General features: G+C 72.7%; 16 protein-coding genes. 10 read left to right on the forward strand and 6 right to left on the reverse strand.

Annotation, left to right across the window (positions count from 1 at the left end):
- Nucleotides 1–52: 52 nt before the first annotated feature.
- Nucleotides 53–1,663, forward strand: a complete 1,611-nt coding sequence (locus OG774_RS28740; RefSeq protein WP_328305734.1) for an AMP-binding protein — start codon at nt 53–55, stop codon at nt 1,661–1,663.
- Nucleotides 1,664–1,673: 10 nt separating this feature from the next.
- On the opposite strand, the gene OG774_RS28745 is transcribed toward OG774_RS28740, so the two are convergent.
- Entirely contained in the window at nt 1,674–2,585 is a 912-nt protein-coding gene (locus OG774_RS28745; protein ID WP_328311198.1) for a slipin family protein, read from the reverse strand.
- A gap of 168 nt (nt 2,586–2,753) precedes the next feature.
- Here OG774_RS28745 and OG774_RS28750 point away from each other — a divergent pair, with 168 nt between their 5' ends.
- Entirely contained in the window at nt 2,754–3,842 is a 1,089-nt protein-coding gene (locus OG774_RS28750) for an SEC-C domain-containing protein (RefSeq protein WP_328305735.1), read from the forward strand.
- Nucleotides 3,843–3,858: 16 nt separating this feature from the next.
- Here OG774_RS28750 and OG774_RS28755 read toward each other — a convergent pair whose 3' ends face one another.
- Together OG774_RS28755 and OG774_RS28760 are read right to left on the reverse strand one after the other, a co-directional pair.
- Nucleotides 3,859–4,128, reverse strand: coding sequence for a DUF2277 domain-containing protein (locus tag OG774_RS28755; RefSeq protein ID WP_328305736.1), 270 nt, complete (start codon nt 4,126–4,128; stop codon nt 3,859–3,861).
- A 56-nt stretch (nt 4,129–4,184) separates the two neighbouring features.
- Nucleotides 4,185–4,430, reverse strand: a complete 246-nt coding sequence (locus tag OG774_RS28760) for a PASTA domain-containing protein (RefSeq protein ID WP_328305737.1) — start codon at nt 4,428–4,430, stop codon at nt 4,185–4,187.
- 385 nt (nt 4,431–4,815) lie between these two features.
- On the opposite strand from OG774_RS28760, the gene OG774_RS28765 reads away from it, so the two are divergent.
- The 3 genes from OG774_RS28765 (at nt 4,816) to OG774_RS28775 (ending at nt 7,404) form a co-directional block, all read left to right on the forward strand.
- A complete protein-coding gene (locus OG774_RS28765) occupies nt 4,816–6,054 on the forward strand; it encodes an FAD-dependent monooxygenase (RefSeq protein ID WP_328305738.1) in 1,239 nt (412 codons plus the stop codon).
- Nucleotides 6,055–6,198: 144 nt separating this feature from the next.
- Nucleotides 6,199–6,810, forward strand: a complete 612-nt coding sequence (locus OG774_RS28770; RefSeq protein WP_328305739.1) for a dihydrofolate reductase family protein — start codon at nt 6,199–6,201, stop codon at nt 6,808–6,810.
- A 297-nt stretch (nt 6,811–7,107) separates the two neighbouring features.
- Nucleotides 7,108–7,404, forward strand: coding sequence for a hypothetical protein (locus OG774_RS28775; RefSeq protein WP_328305740.1), 297 nt, complete (start codon nt 7,108–7,110; stop codon nt 7,402–7,404).
- 326 nt (nt 7,405–7,730) lie between these two features.
- Here OG774_RS28775 and OG774_RS28780 read toward each other — a convergent pair whose 3' ends face one another.
- The 3 genes from OG774_RS28780 to OG774_RS28790 form a co-directional block, all read right to left on the reverse strand.
- The gene (locus OG774_RS28780; protein ID WP_328305741.1) at nt 7,731–8,711 is read right to left on the reverse strand and encodes a hypothetical protein; all 981 of its coding nucleotides are present in this window, start codon (nt 8,709–8,711) and stop codon (nt 7,731–7,733) included.
- Nucleotides 8,708–9,910, reverse strand: a complete 1,203-nt coding sequence (locus OG774_RS28785) for an epoxide hydrolase family protein (RefSeq protein WP_328305742.1) — start codon at nt 9,908–9,910, stop codon at nt 8,708–8,710. Before OG774_RS28785 ends, OG774_RS28780 begins: the two co-directional genes overlap by 4 nt.
- Nucleotides 9,911–9,978: 68 nt before the next feature.
- Nucleotides 9,979–10,209, reverse strand: a complete 231-nt coding sequence (locus OG774_RS28790; protein WP_328305743.1) for a putative signal transducing protein — start codon at nt 10,207–10,209, stop codon at nt 9,979–9,981.
- 575 nt (nt 10,210–10,784) lie between these two features.
- Here OG774_RS28790 and OG774_RS28795 point away from each other — a divergent pair.
- The 5 genes from OG774_RS28795 (at nt 10,785) to OG774_RS28815 (ending at nt 15,750) form a co-directional block, all read left to right on the forward strand.
- Nucleotides 10,785–12,092, forward strand: a complete 1,308-nt coding sequence (locus OG774_RS28795; protein WP_328305744.1) for an epoxide hydrolase family protein — start codon at nt 10,785–10,787, stop codon at nt 12,090–12,092.
- 90 nt (nt 12,093–12,182) lie between these two features.
- Nucleotides 12,183–13,571, forward strand: a complete 1,389-nt coding sequence (locus OG774_RS28800) for an MFS transporter (protein ID WP_328305745.1) — start codon at nt 12,183–12,185, stop codon at nt 13,569–13,571.
- A 157-nt stretch (nt 13,572–13,728) separates the two neighbouring features.
- The gene (locus OG774_RS28805) at nt 13,729–14,331 is read left to right on the forward strand and encodes a TetR family transcriptional regulator (RefSeq protein ID WP_328305746.1); all 603 of its coding nucleotides are present in this window, start codon (nt 13,729–13,731) and stop codon (nt 14,329–14,331) included.
- 35 nt (nt 14,332–14,366) lie between these two features.
- Nucleotides 14,367–14,780, forward strand: a complete 414-nt coding sequence (locus tag OG774_RS28810) for a DUF6640 family protein (protein WP_328305747.1) — start codon at nt 14,367–14,369, stop codon at nt 14,778–14,780.
- A gap of 130 nt (nt 14,781–14,910) precedes the next feature.
- Entirely contained in the window at nt 14,911–15,750 is an 840-nt protein-coding gene (locus tag OG774_RS28815; RefSeq protein ID WP_328305748.1) for a CPBP family intramembrane glutamic endopeptidase, read from the forward strand.
- The last annotated feature ends 39 nt before the right edge of the window (nt 15,751–15,789 follow it).

Genomic DNA, 15,789 nt, shown 5'->3' on the forward strand with positions numbered 1-15,789 from the left:
CCGCGCCCTACCGTGGACCGGTCCTCATCGTCGTGGACCCGCGGGAGTCGTCGTGGAGCGTCCGCTGCTGAGCCCCGCCCCGGGCTACGACGAGCTCTGGCGCCAGGTCGACTTCGCCACCATGGACATCCCGGAGCGGTTCAACCTCGGGGTGGCGTGCGCCGACCGCCAGGACCCGGGCGCGCGGGCGCTCACCGTCGTCGAGGTGGACCGGAGCACGCGCGACCACACGTTCGGCGAGGTGACCGAGTCCTCGAACCGGCTCGCGAATGCGCTGGCCGCGCTCGGGGTGGGGCGGGGCGACGTCGTCGGGCTGGTCAGCCCGGCCTCGTTCGAGACGGGTGTCGGCTTCGTCGCGATGTTCCGGATGGGCGCGATCGCGCTGCCCCTGTCGTCGCTGTTCGGTCCGGACGCCCTGCGCTACCGGCTGCGCAACGCCGGCGCGAGGGCCGTGGTGACGGCCGCGGCGAACGCGGACCGGGTGCGCGAGGCGCTCGACGACGGCGGCGAGCAGGTGCCGCTGCTGGTGATCGGCGGCGCGGGCGCGGACTCCTACGAGGACGCACTGGCCGCGGCGTCCCCGGCCTTCACGCCGGTGGACACGGCCGCGGAGGACCCGGCGTTCCTGATCTACACCTCGGGCACGACCGGCGATCCCAAGGGCGCGCTGCACGCCCACCGCATCGTCTTCGGACACCTGCCGGCCTTCGAGGCGATCTTCGAGTTCTACCCGAAGGCCCACGACGTGCTGTGGTCCCCGGCCGACTGGGCGTGGATCGCCGGGATCATGGACATCCTGGTGCCGGCCTGGTTCCACGGCCTGCCGGTGGTGGTCGACCGCGAGCCGGCGTTCACCGCCGAGCGGTCGGTGTGGCTGATGCGCGAGTTCGGCGTGACGCTCACCCTGCTGCCGGCCACCGCGCTCCGGGTGATCCGCGCGTCCGGGATCGACGGCGACGGGTTCGTGTTCCGCTCGGTCGCGTCCGGCGGCGAGGCCCTGGGCGCCGACCTGCTGAAGTGGAGCGAGGAGTTCTTCGGCGCGACCGTGAACGAGGGCTACGGGCAGACGGAGCTCAACGCCTGCATCGGCAACTGCGCGTCGGTGTACCCGGTCCGTCCGGGATCGTTGGGCAAGGCACTGCCGGGGTTCACCGCCGTCGTGCTCGACGACGACGGCGCGCCCGTGATCGACACGGTCGGCGAGCTCGCCCTCGACCGCCGGACGCCGTCAGTGATGCTGGAGTACTGGCGCAACCCGGAGGCGACGGAGGCCAAGTACCTCGGCAACTGGCTGCTCACCGGCGACCTGGCCCGCCAGGACGCCGACGGCTACGTGTGGTTCGAGTCCCGCAAGGACGACGTCATCAACTCGTCCGGCTACCGGATCGGACCCGGCGAGATCGAGCAGAGCCTCGGCGGGCACGAGGCCGTCGCGATGGCTGCGGTCGTCGGCGTGCCGGACGAGCGGCGCGGGCAGGTCCCCAAGGCGTTCGTCGTGCTGCGCCCCGGGGTCACCCCGTCCGCGGAGCTCGCCGACCAGCTGCGCGCCCACGTCCGGTCGCGGCTGGCCGCCCACGAGGTCCCACGGGAGATCGAGTTCCTGGACGAGCTGCCCCGCACCACCACCGGCAAGATCCTGCGCCGCGCGCTGCGGGACGACTGAGCCCGGGCGGTCAGCGCTCGCCCGGGTCCGGGAGGTCGGTGCCGGGGGACGGGACGGCGGCGCCGTTGCTCGGCGCGTCCGTCGTCGCCCTGGCCCCGAGAGCGGCCGGAGCGTCCACGTCCGGCTCCGGTGCGGGGACCGGCGCCGGAGTGGCGGCGGCCGTCGGCACCGGGTCGACGCTGCGGTTCTCGAAGAAGCGCAGCAGCTCGACCGGGAACGGCATCACCAGCGTGCTGTTCTTCTCCGACGCCACGTCGGCCACGGTCTGCAGCAGACGCAGCTGCAGCGCGCCCGGCGTCTCGCCCATCGCCGCGGCGGCCTGGGACAGCTTGGTCGAGGCCTGGAGCTCACCGTCGGCGTGGATCACGCGGGCCCGCCGGTCGCGCTCGGCCTCGGCCTGGCGCGACATCGACCGCCGCATGCCCTCCGGGAGCGAGATGTCCTTGATCTCGACGCGGTCGATGCTGATGCCCCACTCCTCGGTGGGGGCGTCGATGACGTCCTTGAGCTCGCCGTTGATCCGGTTGCGGTCCGAGAGCAGCGTGTCCAGGTCGGCGCGGCCGATGACCGAGCGCAGCGAGGTCTGCGCGACCTGGGAGGTCGCCTGCAGGTAGTTCTGGACGTTGATCACGGCTCGCACCGGGTCGTGGACGCGGAAGTAGACGACGGCGTCGACCCCGATGGTGACGTTGTCGCGGGTGATGGTGCTCTGCGACGGCACGTCGAGGACGACCGTCTGCACCGAGAGCTTGGCCATCCGGTCGGCGAACGGCACCAGCAGGCGCAGGCCCGGCTGACGGATGTCCGGCAGGAGGCGCCCGAACCTCAGCACGACACCCCGCTCGAACTGCTGCACGATCCGCACGCTCGCCGTGACGAGCACCAGCAGGACCAGGACGACCACGACGAGGGAGATCAACAAGGCGCTCACGGGAACTCCGCCCAACGAGAAAGGGGCGGGGTCTGCCGAGGTCCGGGGCCAACTCCGCCGGGGCGATCGACCCTACGCCGACCGGTCCTGTCCCGGGGGGCCCGAGCGCCGAGGTGCCGTTGCCAGCGGGACGAGGCGGGCCGGGACTAGGTTGCGCCGGTGGCTCCTCTCCTGACCGCGGACGACCTCGACGGCATCGGCGCCGACGCGCAGGCCGCGCGCGATCCACGGCCCTTCGCCGTCGAGCTGGTCGCCGCGGTCGAGGCAGGCCGGCTGGCCGACCCCGACGACGCCGGCTACGCGCTGAGCCTCGCCGCCGAGGCCCGTGAGCTCGCCGGGGACCACGAGGAGGCCCTCGCCCTCTCGGCCCGGGCGGCCACGACGGGCGAGGGGACCGTCGACGCGACGTGGCTGCAGGCGATCCACGCCGAGCGCCTCCTGCGTCTGGGACGCGAGGACGAGGGGATGGCGGCGCTCGCGGCGCTGCGACCCCTCCTGCACCGCGACGTCGACGCCGTGGGACCCGTCGCCGAGGCGCTCACGGAGACGGGGCGCGCCGAGCTCGCCGAGCAGTGGGTCACGGCCGCCATGCTCACCGCCATGGAGCGCGAGGACCGGGCGACCGACGGCTCCGAGGAGCAGCTCGAGGTCGCGGCGGTGGTGGACGAGCTGGTCATGACCCGCCGCGATGTCCGCGCCGGGCTCGGTCGCGTCCCCGACGAGTACGACACGCTCGCCGACGACCTCGACGCCGCGCCGGACCTGGTGTTCTTCCCGGAGGCGGCGTTCACCCAGCTCCTGGCCGCCCAGCCGGAGGCGGCCGGGGAGCTCGGGCGCGACTGGGACGCCCACCGCGCGATCATCGAGGGCGAGCTGCAGGCCGCCGACGCCGAGGGCGAGGTCCTGGAGGTCGAGGTCGCGACCCCGGAGCTGCTCGCCGCGATGCTGGCGGACGAGGACGACGCGGGCACCGCTCCGGAGCCCGGCCCCCGCCTCCCGTGGCCCCCGGGCCGCAACGACCCGTGCTGGTGCGGCTCCCGGGCGAAGTACAAGAAGTGCTGCCTGCCCCGCGGGCGCGACCGGGCCGAGGACGCGCCGCCGCCCGCCGCGACGGTCGAGCCTCAGCGAACCGAGCCGGAGCCCGTCGAGCCTCAGCCCATCGGGCCGGAGCCCAGTCCCACCGCGGCGCCGAGGTCGTCGGAACGCGTCATCCAGCGCCGTCCCGGCCCGCGGAGCAGGGCGCGGTGAGGTGGCTGCGGGCCGATCAGCGGGCGTAGCGCTCGCGGGCCCGCTCCCGTGCCTTGTCCGCCTCGACCTCGCGGTCCTTCGGCGGGGCCGTCGTCACCAGCTCGTCGAGGAGTACACGGGTACTCGCGGTGACCTCGGCGACGGCCCGGGCGAAGGCGTCCTCGTTCGCCTTCGAGGGCCGGGCCGCACCGCTGATCTTGCGGACGTACTGCAGGGCCGCCTCGTGCACCTCGGCGTCGGTGGCCGGGGGCTCGAAGTTGTGCAGGACCCGGATGTTGCGGCACATCCTGCGATCGTGCCCCACCGGGGGCTGCGGTTCGAGCCCCCGGCGTGGCTACCGGGTCAGGAGCTGACCCAGATCCGCACGATCGCCCCGTGCTCGACCTCGGCGCCCGGGTCGGGGTCCTGGCGGTGGATGAGGCTGCGGCCGCTCGCGGTGTGGGTGGCGTTCTCCGCGACGGCGAGCACGCCGGCGTCGAGGGCGCGGTCGTGGGCGTCGGTCGCCGGCACCCCGACGAGCTCGGGCACCCGCACGAGACGGACGCTGCCGGTGGTGGCCTCGGTGGTGACGGGGCTGACGTCGGTCATCTGGTGCTCCTCCTGACCGGTGGTCCGGTCGGACAGGGGCCGGGTGATTGCATGGGGGACCCGGGCCCGTTCTCCTGTGCAACGCCGTCGCACGGTGCGGTCATCCCCGGACCGGTCTGCCGAACGTCACCGTGCCGGGGGGATTGAGGCGGCAGGATCCCGCATCAGCGCGCGGGGACGGCGGCCCGGAACCGGACGCGGTCGCCGGTGCTGTCGACCACGACGTCGCCGGCGCAGAGCGGGAGGTCCTCGTCGTCCAGGTGCTCACCCTCCCGTCGGATCACGTCCGGGCCGCCGCCACCGAGACCCCGGTGTCAGGGGGTCACCGTAGGGTCCCGACCGTGGTCCGAGAGGGCGAGCGGGGGGCGCAGTGAGCGGCACGAGGGTGTTGGTGGCAGGGGCGAGCATCGCGGGGCCCGCGCTGGCCCACTGGCTGCGTCGACGGGGAGCCGAGGTCACCGTGGTGGAGCGGGCCCCCGGGCTGCGCCCCGGCGGGCAGGCGGTGGACGCGCGCGGGGTGGCCAAGGAGGTCATCCGGCTCATGGGGCTGGACGCGCAGGTGCGCGCGGCCCGCACCGTGACCGCCGGCGCCCACAGCGTGGACGCGGACGGGAACGTGCTGGAGACCTTCAGCGCCGAGGACGACGGCGGCGACGGGTTCATCGCGGAGATCGAGATCCTGCGCGGGGACCTGTCCCGCGTGCTCTACGACGACACCCGGGACGACGTCGAGTACATCTTCGGCGACCGCATCGCCGAGCTCACCCAGGACGCGGACGGGGTCGACGTGGCCTTCGAGGGCGGCGACCGACGACGTGTCGACCTGGTGATCGGGGCCGACGGGCTGCACTCGGCGCTGCGGGCGATGGTCTTTGGGCCGCGTGAGCGGTTCGTCCGCCACCTCGGTCACGTGCTCGCCTTCTACAGCGTGCCCAACGAGTTCGGCCTGGACCGCTGGCTGATCGAGTACCAGGAGAACGGGCGCTCCGCCGGCCTGCGGCCCATCCACGAGGCCCACGAGGCGATGGCGATGTTCTCCTTCCCCGCGGCCGACCACGACGTCGACCACCGGGACGTCGCCGCCCAGAAGCGGCTGCTGCGCGAGCGGATGGCGGGCTACGGCTGGTGGACCCCGCGCATCCTCGAGCACCTGGACGACACCCCGGACTTCTACCTCGACCAGGTCGCCCAGGTGGTGATGGACCGCTGGTCGAGCGGGCGGGTGGGGCTGCTCGGGGACGCGGCGTTCAGCTCGTCGCCGATGTCCGGGCAGGGCACCGGGCTGGCCCTGGTCGGCGCCTACGTGCTCGCCGGGGAGCTGGCCGCCGCCGGATGGGAGCCGCAGGCCGGGTTCGCGGGGTACGAGGCGCGGATGCGCTCGTTCGTCGAGGCCAACCAGGAGATCGGCCGGCTGAACGCGCAGACCCGCGACGTCCCCGGGCCGGACCCCGCACCGACCCCGGACTTCACCTCGGAGTGGTTCACCGAGCTCATCGAGCGTGCGGTCACCGGCCCCGAGCTGCCCGAGTACGCCGGGGTGCCGGACTCCGGGCCCCGCACCGGTGACGGGGCGTCCTCGATCGGCACGAGCAGCGCGTCGAACACCCTCGGGACCATCGGGTAGAGGCGGTGCTGCGCTGACCATCGACGGCCCGGCCGTGGCCGGTCGGCGACGGTCGAGCCGTCCTCGGCCTTCCGCGTCGGCTGGGCGGGTCCAGCTGCTACCGTGCTCCGACCGGTTGCAACTCGCAATCACCCAGGAGCGCTGATGTCGGACACCACCTGCCACATGTCGATCTCACTCGACGGCTTCGTCGCCGGGCCGGACCAGAGCCGGGACGACCCGCTCGGGCAGCGCGGCATCGAGGTGCACGGGTGGCACATCGGCGACCCGCGGGCCAACGAGGCCGACGAGATCGCGACCGGGTGGCTCATGCGCCCCCGCGGGGCCTACGTCATGGGCCGGAACATGTTCGGGCCGGTCCGCGGGGAGTGGGACGAGGACTGGCGCGGCTGGTGGGGCGCCGAGCCGCCGTACCACGCGCCGGTGTTCGTGCTCACCCATCACGCCCACGAGCCCATCGAGATGGAGGGTGGGACGACGTTCCACTTCGTCACCGAGGGCTTCGCGGCCGCCTACGCGCGGGCGGCCGAGACCGCGGGCGACCAGGGTGTGGACATCGCCGGGGGCGCCTCCACCGTCCGGCAGGCGTTGAACGCCGGCGTGATCGACGAGTTCACCCTCGACATCGCCCCGACCCTGCTCGGCGCGGGCGAGCGGATGTTCGAGGGCGCCGACTCCTTCGATCTCGAGCCCGTCGAGGTGCTCCACTCACCGCTGGCCACGCACATCCGCTACCGACGGGTCGACGCCGCCTGACGATCACCGGGCGGCCTTCGAGTCCCCGTCGGTCGGGAGCACCTGGCCGGAGATCGAGCGACCGTGCGGTCCGCGGCCGCGCCCGCGGTCAGGATCACCCGTCGCCCGTCCATCCGCGCTCCCCCGTCGTCCCGGCGTCCCGTGGCCGCATCGTCCGCGTGGAGACGTCGTGCGCGACCGCACACCGGGTGGCATCGACGCCGGAGATGAGCGATGGTGGCGGTGTCGATCTCTCGGCCCAGCCCCCGCCGACCACCAGCCGCGTTCCGTCGCGGCGCGAGCACGTCGGGGTTGTCGATGGAGATCAGCGAGATCACCGAGGTCGCGCGCGAGCAGGCGACCGTCCACCGGGCCGAGGGTGTGCTGGCGGTCGTGCTCGGCGTGCCGACCGAGCAGGCGGCCGTGAGCCTCGACTTCACGGCCCAGTTCGGCGGCGTCTCGCTCGTCGAGGCCGCCCGTCGGGTCCTCGACGACCACGAGCGGCAGCTCGACGACACCGGGCCCGTGCCGTCGGAGGTCGGCGAGCGGACCCTGGCCATCCTCCGGCAGCACCTGGACACCGTGGGCAGCCCCCTCGAGCAGCCGTCGAACTGAGACGGGCAGCCGCTCGCCTCGTCGCTGTCACGAGGTGGTCACCAGGCCGCCGTCGATGACGACGTCGGAACCGGTGACGTGCCGGCCCGCCCACCGGCGAGCAGGACCACGACGTCGGCGACCTCGGCGGGAGACCTCACGACACGACCCCGCCGCTACCACTGGTGAGCGACGGGGTCGGGGGCACGGGCTCGCCCGGATCGCGGGTGCCCGGAGAACGGACGCCGGCCCTCGGGGCCGACTCCCCGAACCTACGCCTACGCGGCGGGGGCCGGGGTCGTTCTCGACGGCGCGTCAGGCGTGCGCCCGGCCGGCGACCTCGCCCCTCAGCCGAACGTGAACACGTACGCCCGGGCACCGGCGTCGGCGAAGGTGATCTCGACGGTCCGCTCGCGGATCGCCCCGTCCTGCCGGATCAGCTGATGCAGCCGCTCCTCGCGGGCGATCCCGGAGCCGTCCTCGTCGACGTCGAGGCCCCGGCGGGCGCGCGGTGGTTCACCGTCCAGCGTCACCCGGAAGCGCACCGGCCCACCGTCCGCCCGGCCGCCCATCACGAGGTTGACGTCCCGAGCCCGGAACCGGTGCACGATCCGGCCGCCGGGCTCGTCCAGGACGATGGCCTGACCGCCCACGGTCCACGCGCCGGAGAGCGACCACTGGTTCAGCCGGAGCCGCGCAGGCTCGGGGTAGACCCGGCTTCGGTCGAGGGCGAGCCCGCCCGGCGAGGCGAACCCGGTGGCCCGGGCGTAGCCGACATAGGTCTCCGGTGAGCCCATCCGCGGCCAGTCGGCGGCGAGGTACACCCCGTCCGCCTCGACGTGGACCAGGTCCGGGTCCACGTCCTTCCCCGCCTCGGCGAGCAGCTGCCGGATGACGCGCTCCGACCGCTCGTAGGCCTCCTCGCCGAAGTGGTGGTACCGGACCCGTCCCTGCGCGTCGACGACGTACAGGGCGGGCCAGTAGGCGTTGTCGAAGGCGCGCCAGATCGCGAAGTCGTTGTCGACGGCCACCGGGTAGCCGATGCCCATCGCGGCGAGCGCGGGTCGGACGTTCTCGGGGTCGTGCTCGAACGGGAACTCCGGGGAGTGGGCGCCCACGACCACCAGCCCGGGCCCGTAGTCCTCGGCCCAGGCCGTCACGTAGGGCACCGTGCGCAGCCAGTTGATGCAGGAGAAGGTGCAGAACTGGACGGCGACGACCCTCCCGCGCAGGCCCTCGGGCGTCAGCGGTGCGGAGTTCAGCCACGTGGTCGCCCCGTCGAGCGGCGGGAGCACCCCTTCGACCGGGAGCTCCGCGGTCCTGGTCACCGCAACGACCGGAAGGTCGTCCGCATCTCCTCCGCGAAGGCCTGCGGCTGCTCCCAGGCGGCGAAGTGGCCGCCCTCGTCGATCTCGTTGAAGTGGATGAGCTGCGGGTAGGCCCGCTCCGCCCAGCTCCTCGGAGCCGGGTAGAGCTCGTCGCGGAAGACCGTCACGCCGACCGGGACCTCGACGCCCTTGACGTCGAAGAAGGCGAGCTTGCTCTCCCAGTAGAGCCGCCCCGAGGAGATCCCGGTGTTGGTCAACCAGTAGTGCGTGATGTTGTCGAGGACGTCGTCCCGCGAGAGCCCGCCGGGTCGTCCGGCGAAGGCGCTCGCGATGAGCTCGTAGCTGCGGACGTCGTGGTCGAGCATCCACGCGGCCAGGCCGACGGGGGAGTCCGCGATGCCGTAGAGGGTCTGCGGCCGGTTCGCCATCTCGCCGGCGTAGCCCACGCCGGTCGCGAAGAAGTGGGCGAGGACCTCGTACGCGTTCTCCTCGGCCGGAGTGAGGCCGGGCGGCGTCGGGTCGCCGACGGCGAGCGCCTTCGAGATCTCCGGCGGGACCGTCGCCGGCATGTTCGTGTGGATGCCGAGCAGCCCCGGCGGCTTCAGCAGCGCCATCTGCTCCGTGACGGCGTTGCCCCAGTCGCCGCCCTGCGCGACGAACCTCGTGTAGCCGAGCCGGCCCATCAGCTCCACCCACGCCCGGGCGATGCGGACGGGGTCCCAGCCGGTCTCGGTCGGCCGTCCCGAGAACCCGTAGCCGGGCAGCGACGGGATCACCAGGTCGAAGGCGTCCGACGCGCTCGCACCGTGCTCCGTGGGGCGGGTGAGCGGATCGATGATCTTCAGTTGTTCGATCGTCGAGCCCGGCCACCCGTGCGTGACGAGGAGCGGCATCGCGTCCGCGTGCTCGGAGCGGACATGGATGAAGTGGATGTCGACGCCGTCGATCTCGGTGACGAAGTGCGGCAGGGCGGCGAATCGGCGTTCGAAGGCGCGCCAGTCGTACTCGGTCGCCCAGTAGTCGGCCAGCGCCTGGATCGTGTCGAGCTGCACGCCCTGCGAGGGGTCCGTCTCCCGGTCGGGCCACCTCGTCGCTGTGATGCGACGCCGCAGGTCGGTGAGCTGTTCCTCGGGGACGTCGATCGCGAAGGGACGGATCTCCCGCTCGGCGGTCGCCGTGCTTGCTGCGCGCGTGGCCATGACGTGCTCCTTGCGGTCCTGCGACGGAGGCCGGCGCTCCCGTCGCGGTGGGGTTCGGGTCAGCGGCGCTAATCGCCCGGATCGGTGCCGGCCTCGACGGCGGCCAGCAGACGACGCGCGGCGTCCTCGTCGGACGAGTCGACGAGGACGCGGACTCCCTGCAGCTGCAGCTCGGGCTCCTGGCCCCCGGCGTCGTCCGCCGCCACGGCGGCACGGATGTCGTGGTCACGCAGGAAGCCGGCGATCAGTTCGGCCTCGATGCGGCTCGTGACGACGGCAGCGGAGACGGTGGGAGACATGCACGCTCCGGGACGCGCGCAGGAGACCGGGAGGAGGCACCGGGGTCATGGGCGCCGAACACCGGCGCCGCCCCCTGCGTTGACGGATGCGCCACGTGTCGCGCCGGCGAACGCTAGCGGCCGCGAACTGCTCGGGCCTACCGCCGAACAGCCGCCGACCGGTCGGGCGATCTGTCAGCGACCGACATCGAGAAACCGATCGGTGAAATTCGTGCCCGAGCGTGTCGTTTCCGGCACTCCGCGTGCGCGAATTCTCGTTCCCTCCCTCCGATGGAGGAGAGAGGGTGCCGCCGACGAGTCGAACAGCATCGGCACACGTTCCCTCCTGGCGTCGAATCCTCCCTGCCGGCGGACGTCCAGGAGTACGGTTCCCCATTCGCGGGTCTGCTCGGAGAGAGTGACGTAAGGGCCAGGACGACTCCCTCCGATTCTGCTGTCGGCGTGTCCGGCGACCGCAGTCAGTGCTCGCGGAGATCGGCGCGCGACGTCGCATTCGTGTCGGCGTAGCGCCCTCTTGGCGGTCGGCGGCGTCGCAGGACGGCGAGCCGGCGCCCTCGTGAGCTGTCCCTCGAGTCTTGCCGGGGGAATTTCGGGCTCAACGGAATCGTCTCGATGCCGACAGGGGGCACACCTCGACGCCATCCGCTGTTTGCCTGTCAGGAGATGCCATGTCGGCACCCACCGATACCCCGATCCCCACCGGCACCCGACCCGAGGTGCACCCGTTCCGCGTCGAGGTCGCGCAGGAGGACCTCGACGACCTCCGCCGACGCGTGCTGGCGACACGTCTGCCCACCCGCGAACTCGTGTCCGATCGCTCGCAGGGCGTGCAACGGGAGACGGTCCGGGAACTCGCGCGCTATTGGAGGAGCGAGTACGACTGGCGGCGCTGCGAGGCGAGGCTGAACGCGCTTCCGCAGTTCACGACCGCGATCGACGGCGTCGATGTGCATTTCATCCACGTCAGGTCGCGACACGAGGACGCGATGCCGTTGATCATGACGCACGGCTGGCCCGGTTCGGTCGTCGAGCTGCTGGACGCGGTCGGCCCGCTGGTGGACCCGACCGCGCACGGCGGGACCCCGGCGGATGCCTTCCACCTGGTGCTGCCGTCCCTGCCCGGCTACGGCTTCTCGGGCGAGCCGACCGAGCTCGGCTGGGACGCCGGCCGCATCGCCCGGGCCTGGGCGGAGCTGATGGTCCGCCTCGGCTACACCCGCTACGTCGCCCAGGGCGGCGACGTGGGCGCCGCCGTGACCGACGCGATGGGACGCCAGGCACCCGAGGGGTTGCTCGGCATTCACGTCAACCTGCTCGCCGGGGCGATCGGTATCAAGGACATGCTGCCGGCGGGAACCGAGCCGGAACGGACGGCGCTCGATGCGCTCACCACGTTCACGACGGACGGCTTCGGCTACTTCCTCGAGCAGTCCACCCGACCGCAGACGATCGGCTACGCACTGCTGGATTCGCCGGTCGGGCTGGCGGCCTGGATGCTCGACCACGACACGGACAGCTACTACAAGATCTCCCGCGCGTTCGTCGACGGCGAGCCCGTCGGCCATCTGACCCGGGACAGCGTCCTCGACAACATCACGCTGTACTGGCTCACGGGCACCGGCGCCTCGGCCGCCCGGTGGTACTGGGAGTTCGGGCAGTTCGTCGCCCGTGCAGCGGGGCACGCTCCTCCGCCGGTCTCGGTCCCGGTCGGCTTCACGACCTTCCCCGACGAGATCTGGGCTGCCCCGCGGAGCTGGGCCGAGACCGTCTATCCCGGCCTCGCCTACTTCAGCGAGGCCGACAGGGGCGGTCACTTCGCCGCCTGGGAAGAGCCGGCCCTCTTCTCCACCGAGGTCCGCGCCGCGTTCCGCTCCCTGCGCTGACCGACGCCGGGCCGGCACTCGTCACCAGCCCCTCGCCGAACACGATGTCGGGGCGGATGAATCGTTCGGTGGCGGGTGGAGGATGCCGGCGTGACAGCGAGCCGGGGCTCCGTGGGTGACCCCGCCGAGCCCGGTGCCGGGGTCGCCCTGGCGCCTCTGCTGGCGGTCTGCAGCGGCTATTTCATGGTCATCCTCGACGTGACCATCGTGAACGTGGCGGCGCCCGCGATCGGGCGCGAGCTCGCCACGTCGTTGACGGACCTGCAGTGGATCGTGGACGGCTACTCGGTCGCGTTCGCGGGCCTGCTTCTGCTCGGTGGGGCGCTCGGCGACCGCTGGGGGCACCGCCGCGTGTTCTGCCTCGGGGTGTCCGTGTTCACCGGGGCGTCCCTCGGCTGCGTCGTTGCGGGCGACGCCCTCACGCTGACGGTGTTCCGTCTCGTCGAGGGGTGCGGCGCGGCCCTGCTGGTGCCTGCCTCGCTGGCGCTGCTGCAACAGGTCCATCCGACGGCGCAGGCCCGGGCGCGCGCGTTCGGGCTGTGGGGCGCGATCGCGGGTGTCGCCGCCACCGCCGGCCCGCTCGTGGGCGGGGTCCTGACCTCGACGGTCGGGTGGCGCTGGGTTTTCGTCATCAACCTCCCGGTGGGACTGCTCTGCCTGGGGGCCACGCTCGCGACGGTCGGACCGTCGCCACGCGACCCCCGGCGGGTCATCGATCCGCTGGGTCAGGCCGCCGTCGTAGTGACCGTGGCCGCCCTGATCGCCGCCCTCAACGAGGTGGGTCGCCAGGGCATCCGGGGACCTGCGGTCATCGCCGGGGTCGTCGTCGCCGCCCTGGCCGCGGGCGGGTTCGTCCTGCGCGAGCGCTACGGCGCCCACCCCCCGCTGCCGAGGCCCCTGATGGGATCCCGACCGCTGGTGGGCGGGACCGCCATCGGACTCCTGTTCAACTTCGGCTTCTACGGGATGATCTTCGCCGCCAGCGTCTACTTCCAGCAGCACGAGGGCTTCAGCGCCGCGCTGGCCGGGCTCGCCCTGTTGCCCGCGATGGCCGTGACGATGGTGGCCTCCGCCCTGTCGGGCCGGTTGGCCGACCGCTTCCCCCACCAGCGGCTCATGCTCGTCGGCCTCCTGACGGCCTGCCTGGGCCTGACGCTGTGGGCCGTGGTGGGCGACGCGGCGAGCTACGCGGTCCTGGTCCTCGCCATGGTGGCCTGCGGCTTCGGCACGTCGTTCACCCTCACCGGGGCCACGTCGACGGTCATGGGCGCCGCCCCGGCCGACTACGCCGGCACGGCGTCGGCGACCCTCAACACAGCCCGGCAGACAGGGTCGGCCGCGGGTGTCGCGATCGCCGGGTCGCTGGTCGCCGCGGCCGGGCTGCCCGTCGGCGTCACCACGTTCATGGCCATCGGCGCCGCCGGCTACCTCCTCGCCGCGGTCCTCACCGTGGTCAGCGTCCCCGCACGGCGGCGGTAGGGGAGCAGGCTCCTCGGGAGGACGGCCTCCCGCCGTCGCAGCACTCCGGAGCCTCGCCGAGAACGACCTGATGTCATGGTGTGACATCATGTGCTACATTCGATGTCACACCGCGACATCGGAGTCGCGGTGACGTGGACAGCGCGAGGGGGAGGCCATGCCCCGCTGGGAACAGGGCAGCGCGGACCGACTCACGAAGGCCGCCCTGGAGCTGTTCGAGGAACAAGGGTTCGAGGACACGAGCGTCGTCGAGATCGCCGACCGCGCGCGTGTCACCACACGCACGTTCTTCCGGTACTTCCCGGACAAGCGCGAGGTCTTGTTCGCCGAGTCGGATCGCATCCGCGCGGCGCTCGTCCGGGCGATCCTCGATGCCCCCGAGATCACGGAGCCGCTCCAAGTGGTCATCACCGCCCTGACGGAGTTCGACTGGACCGGTCCCGGCAGGGAGGTCCACCGCCGGCGTCACGCCGTGATCGCGGCCAACCCGGGACTGCTGGAACGCGAGCTGATCAAGCAGAACGACATCGCGATCGAGTTCATCCAGGCCCTGCAACGGCGCGGAATCGAGGAGGCTGCGGCCCGACTCGCGACGCGCGCCGGGATGCAGGTGTTCGCCACTGCGTACGCCCGATGGGTCGAGGGGGACGGCGCCGATCTGAGGGAACTCACCGACGCCGCGATGGCCCTCCTCCGGACCCTCCTGCCGGCCGATCCGTCGGGGCCGTCCCCGGCGGGGCCACGATCACGAGCGAGGTAACTCCCATGAGTGCGACGAAGACGGTGTCACGTGCGATGGTCGGCGTGGTGGCGGCGGGGACGGCCGCCGGGGCCCTGGTCGTGGACGCCCTCCTGCCGGAAACGGCCCGACAGCACATGCGCAATCCCCGCTGGCCCGCGCACGCCAAGTTCCACAACGCGCAGTACATCGTCATGAGCGCCCTGCTCGGTGGTGTCGGCCTGAGGCTGCTGAGCTCACCGCACGGCGATCCGGACCACAATCGGGTCATCGCCACCGCGATCGTGTCCGTACCGCACGTGGGCATGTTCGGCGCCGCTGCCTTCCCGGGCACGGCGCTGAGCGACGACGAGTTCAGCGACTCGCCGGCGAACACCGTCATGGGTGTCGAGGTCAACCTCCTCTCGGCCTCGATCTGCCTGGCCGTGCTCGGAGCCTCACTCGCACTGGGGCGCCGTCGGCGTTCGTGACCACGGGGACAACCCTCGCGCGGACGAGGGCTGGCCTGCTGGTGCGGCGACGTCCTCGGGCGCAGGGTGCGGTCATGACGACGCCGGCTCCTCTCCCGAGGGGGACGGCGCGGGCCGTCACCGGACCGGCATGAGGATTCTCCGCCGGTATCCCCTGGTCACCTTCGTCGTCCTCGCCGTGGGCGCGACCTGGGCCGTGTGGATACCCCGGGCACTCGGCGCTCCGGTGGGTGCCGTCGGTCTGCTCTGGACGTGGACCGTCTCCCTGGTCGCGATCCTCGTGGCGCTGGTGACCGGGGGTCGGGGCGCGCTCCGCGACCTGCTCTCCCGCGTGGTGCGGTGGCGCGTCGGCTGGCGCTGGTACGCCGTCGTCCTGCTCGGTCCCGCGGTGTTCGCCGCCCTCGTCGCCGGCCTGGGCACGGTGCTCGGCGCTGCGTGGGACGAGGGCCCGCTCGTGTTCACGGGCGGCGACTGGGCGGCGCTGCCGGTCTTCCTCCTCGTCGCGGCCCTCACGGACGGGCTGGGGGAGGAGCTCGGCTGGCGGGGCTTCGCCCTGCCCCGGTTGCTGTCGCGTCAGACGCCCCTGGTCGCGAGTCTCGTGCTGGGCGCGGTGTGGGCGGCGTGGCACCTGCCGCTCGTGTGGACGCCCGGCGCGGCGCTCCACCAACGACCCCTCTGGTTGCTCGTCGCGGACCTCATGGCCAAGGCGATGATCTTCACGTGGGTCTTCCTGCGCACCCGCGGCAGCGTCCTGATCGCCGTGCTCCTGCACGCGAGCATGAACGTCTTCGCCCTTCCCCTGACGGCGACGAGCGGGGACGACACGTTGCCGCTCATCGCGGTGATCCTCGAGTGGGTCGTCGTCGGCGCGGTGGTGCTGTCGGGGCGGCCGAGCTTCGTGCGGCGTGTGCGCGATCCCGAGGTGCTGGTGCAGAGCACGGTGCCGCTCGACCGGTCCGCGGGCGGCTGAGCGGGCGCCGGCCTGTCGTCCGCCTCCTTGACCCTCTCC

Source organism: Actinomycetospora sp. NBC_00405 (assembly GCF_036044095.1).
Classification (GTDB): domain Bacteria; phylum Actinomycetota; class Actinomycetes; order Mycobacteriales; family Pseudonocardiaceae; genus Actinomycetospora; species Actinomycetospora callitridis.

Coding starts and splice junctions, on each gene's coding strand:
- OG774_RS28755 (WP_328305736.1), bottom strand. CDS start 4,128: ATGTGCCGCAACATCCGGGTCCTGCACAACTTCGAGCCCCCGGCCACC.
- OG774_RS28760 (WP_328305737.1), bottom strand. CDS start 4,430: ATGACCGACGTCAGCCCCGTCACCACCGAGGCCACCACCGGCAGCGTC.
- OG774_RS28770 (WP_328305739.1), top strand. CDS start 6,199: ATGTCGGACACCACCTGCCACATGTCGATCTCACTCGACGGCTTCGTC.
- OG774_RS28775 (WP_328305740.1), top strand. CDS start 7,108: ATGGAGATCAGCGAGATCACCGAGGTCGCGCGCGAGCAGGCGACCGTC.
- OG774_RS28785 (WP_328305742.1), bottom strand. CDS start 9,910: ATGGCCACGCGCGCAGCAAGCACGGCGACCGCCGAGCGGGAGATCCGT.
- OG774_RS28790 (WP_328305743.1), bottom strand. CDS start 10,209: ATGTCTCCCACCGTCTCCGCTGCCGTCGTCACGAGCCGCATCGAGGCC.
- OG774_RS28805 (WP_328305746.1), top strand. CDS start 13,729: ATGCCCCGCTGGGAACAGGGCAGCGCGGACCGACTCACGAAGGCCGCC.
- OG774_RS28810 (WP_328305747.1), top strand. CDS start 14,367: ATGGTCGGCGTGGTGGCGGCGGGGACGGCCGCCGGGGCCCTGGTCGTG.
- OG774_RS28815 (WP_328305748.1), top strand. CDS start 14,911: ATGAGGATTCTCCGCCGGTATCCCCTGGTCACCTTCGTCGTCCTCGCC.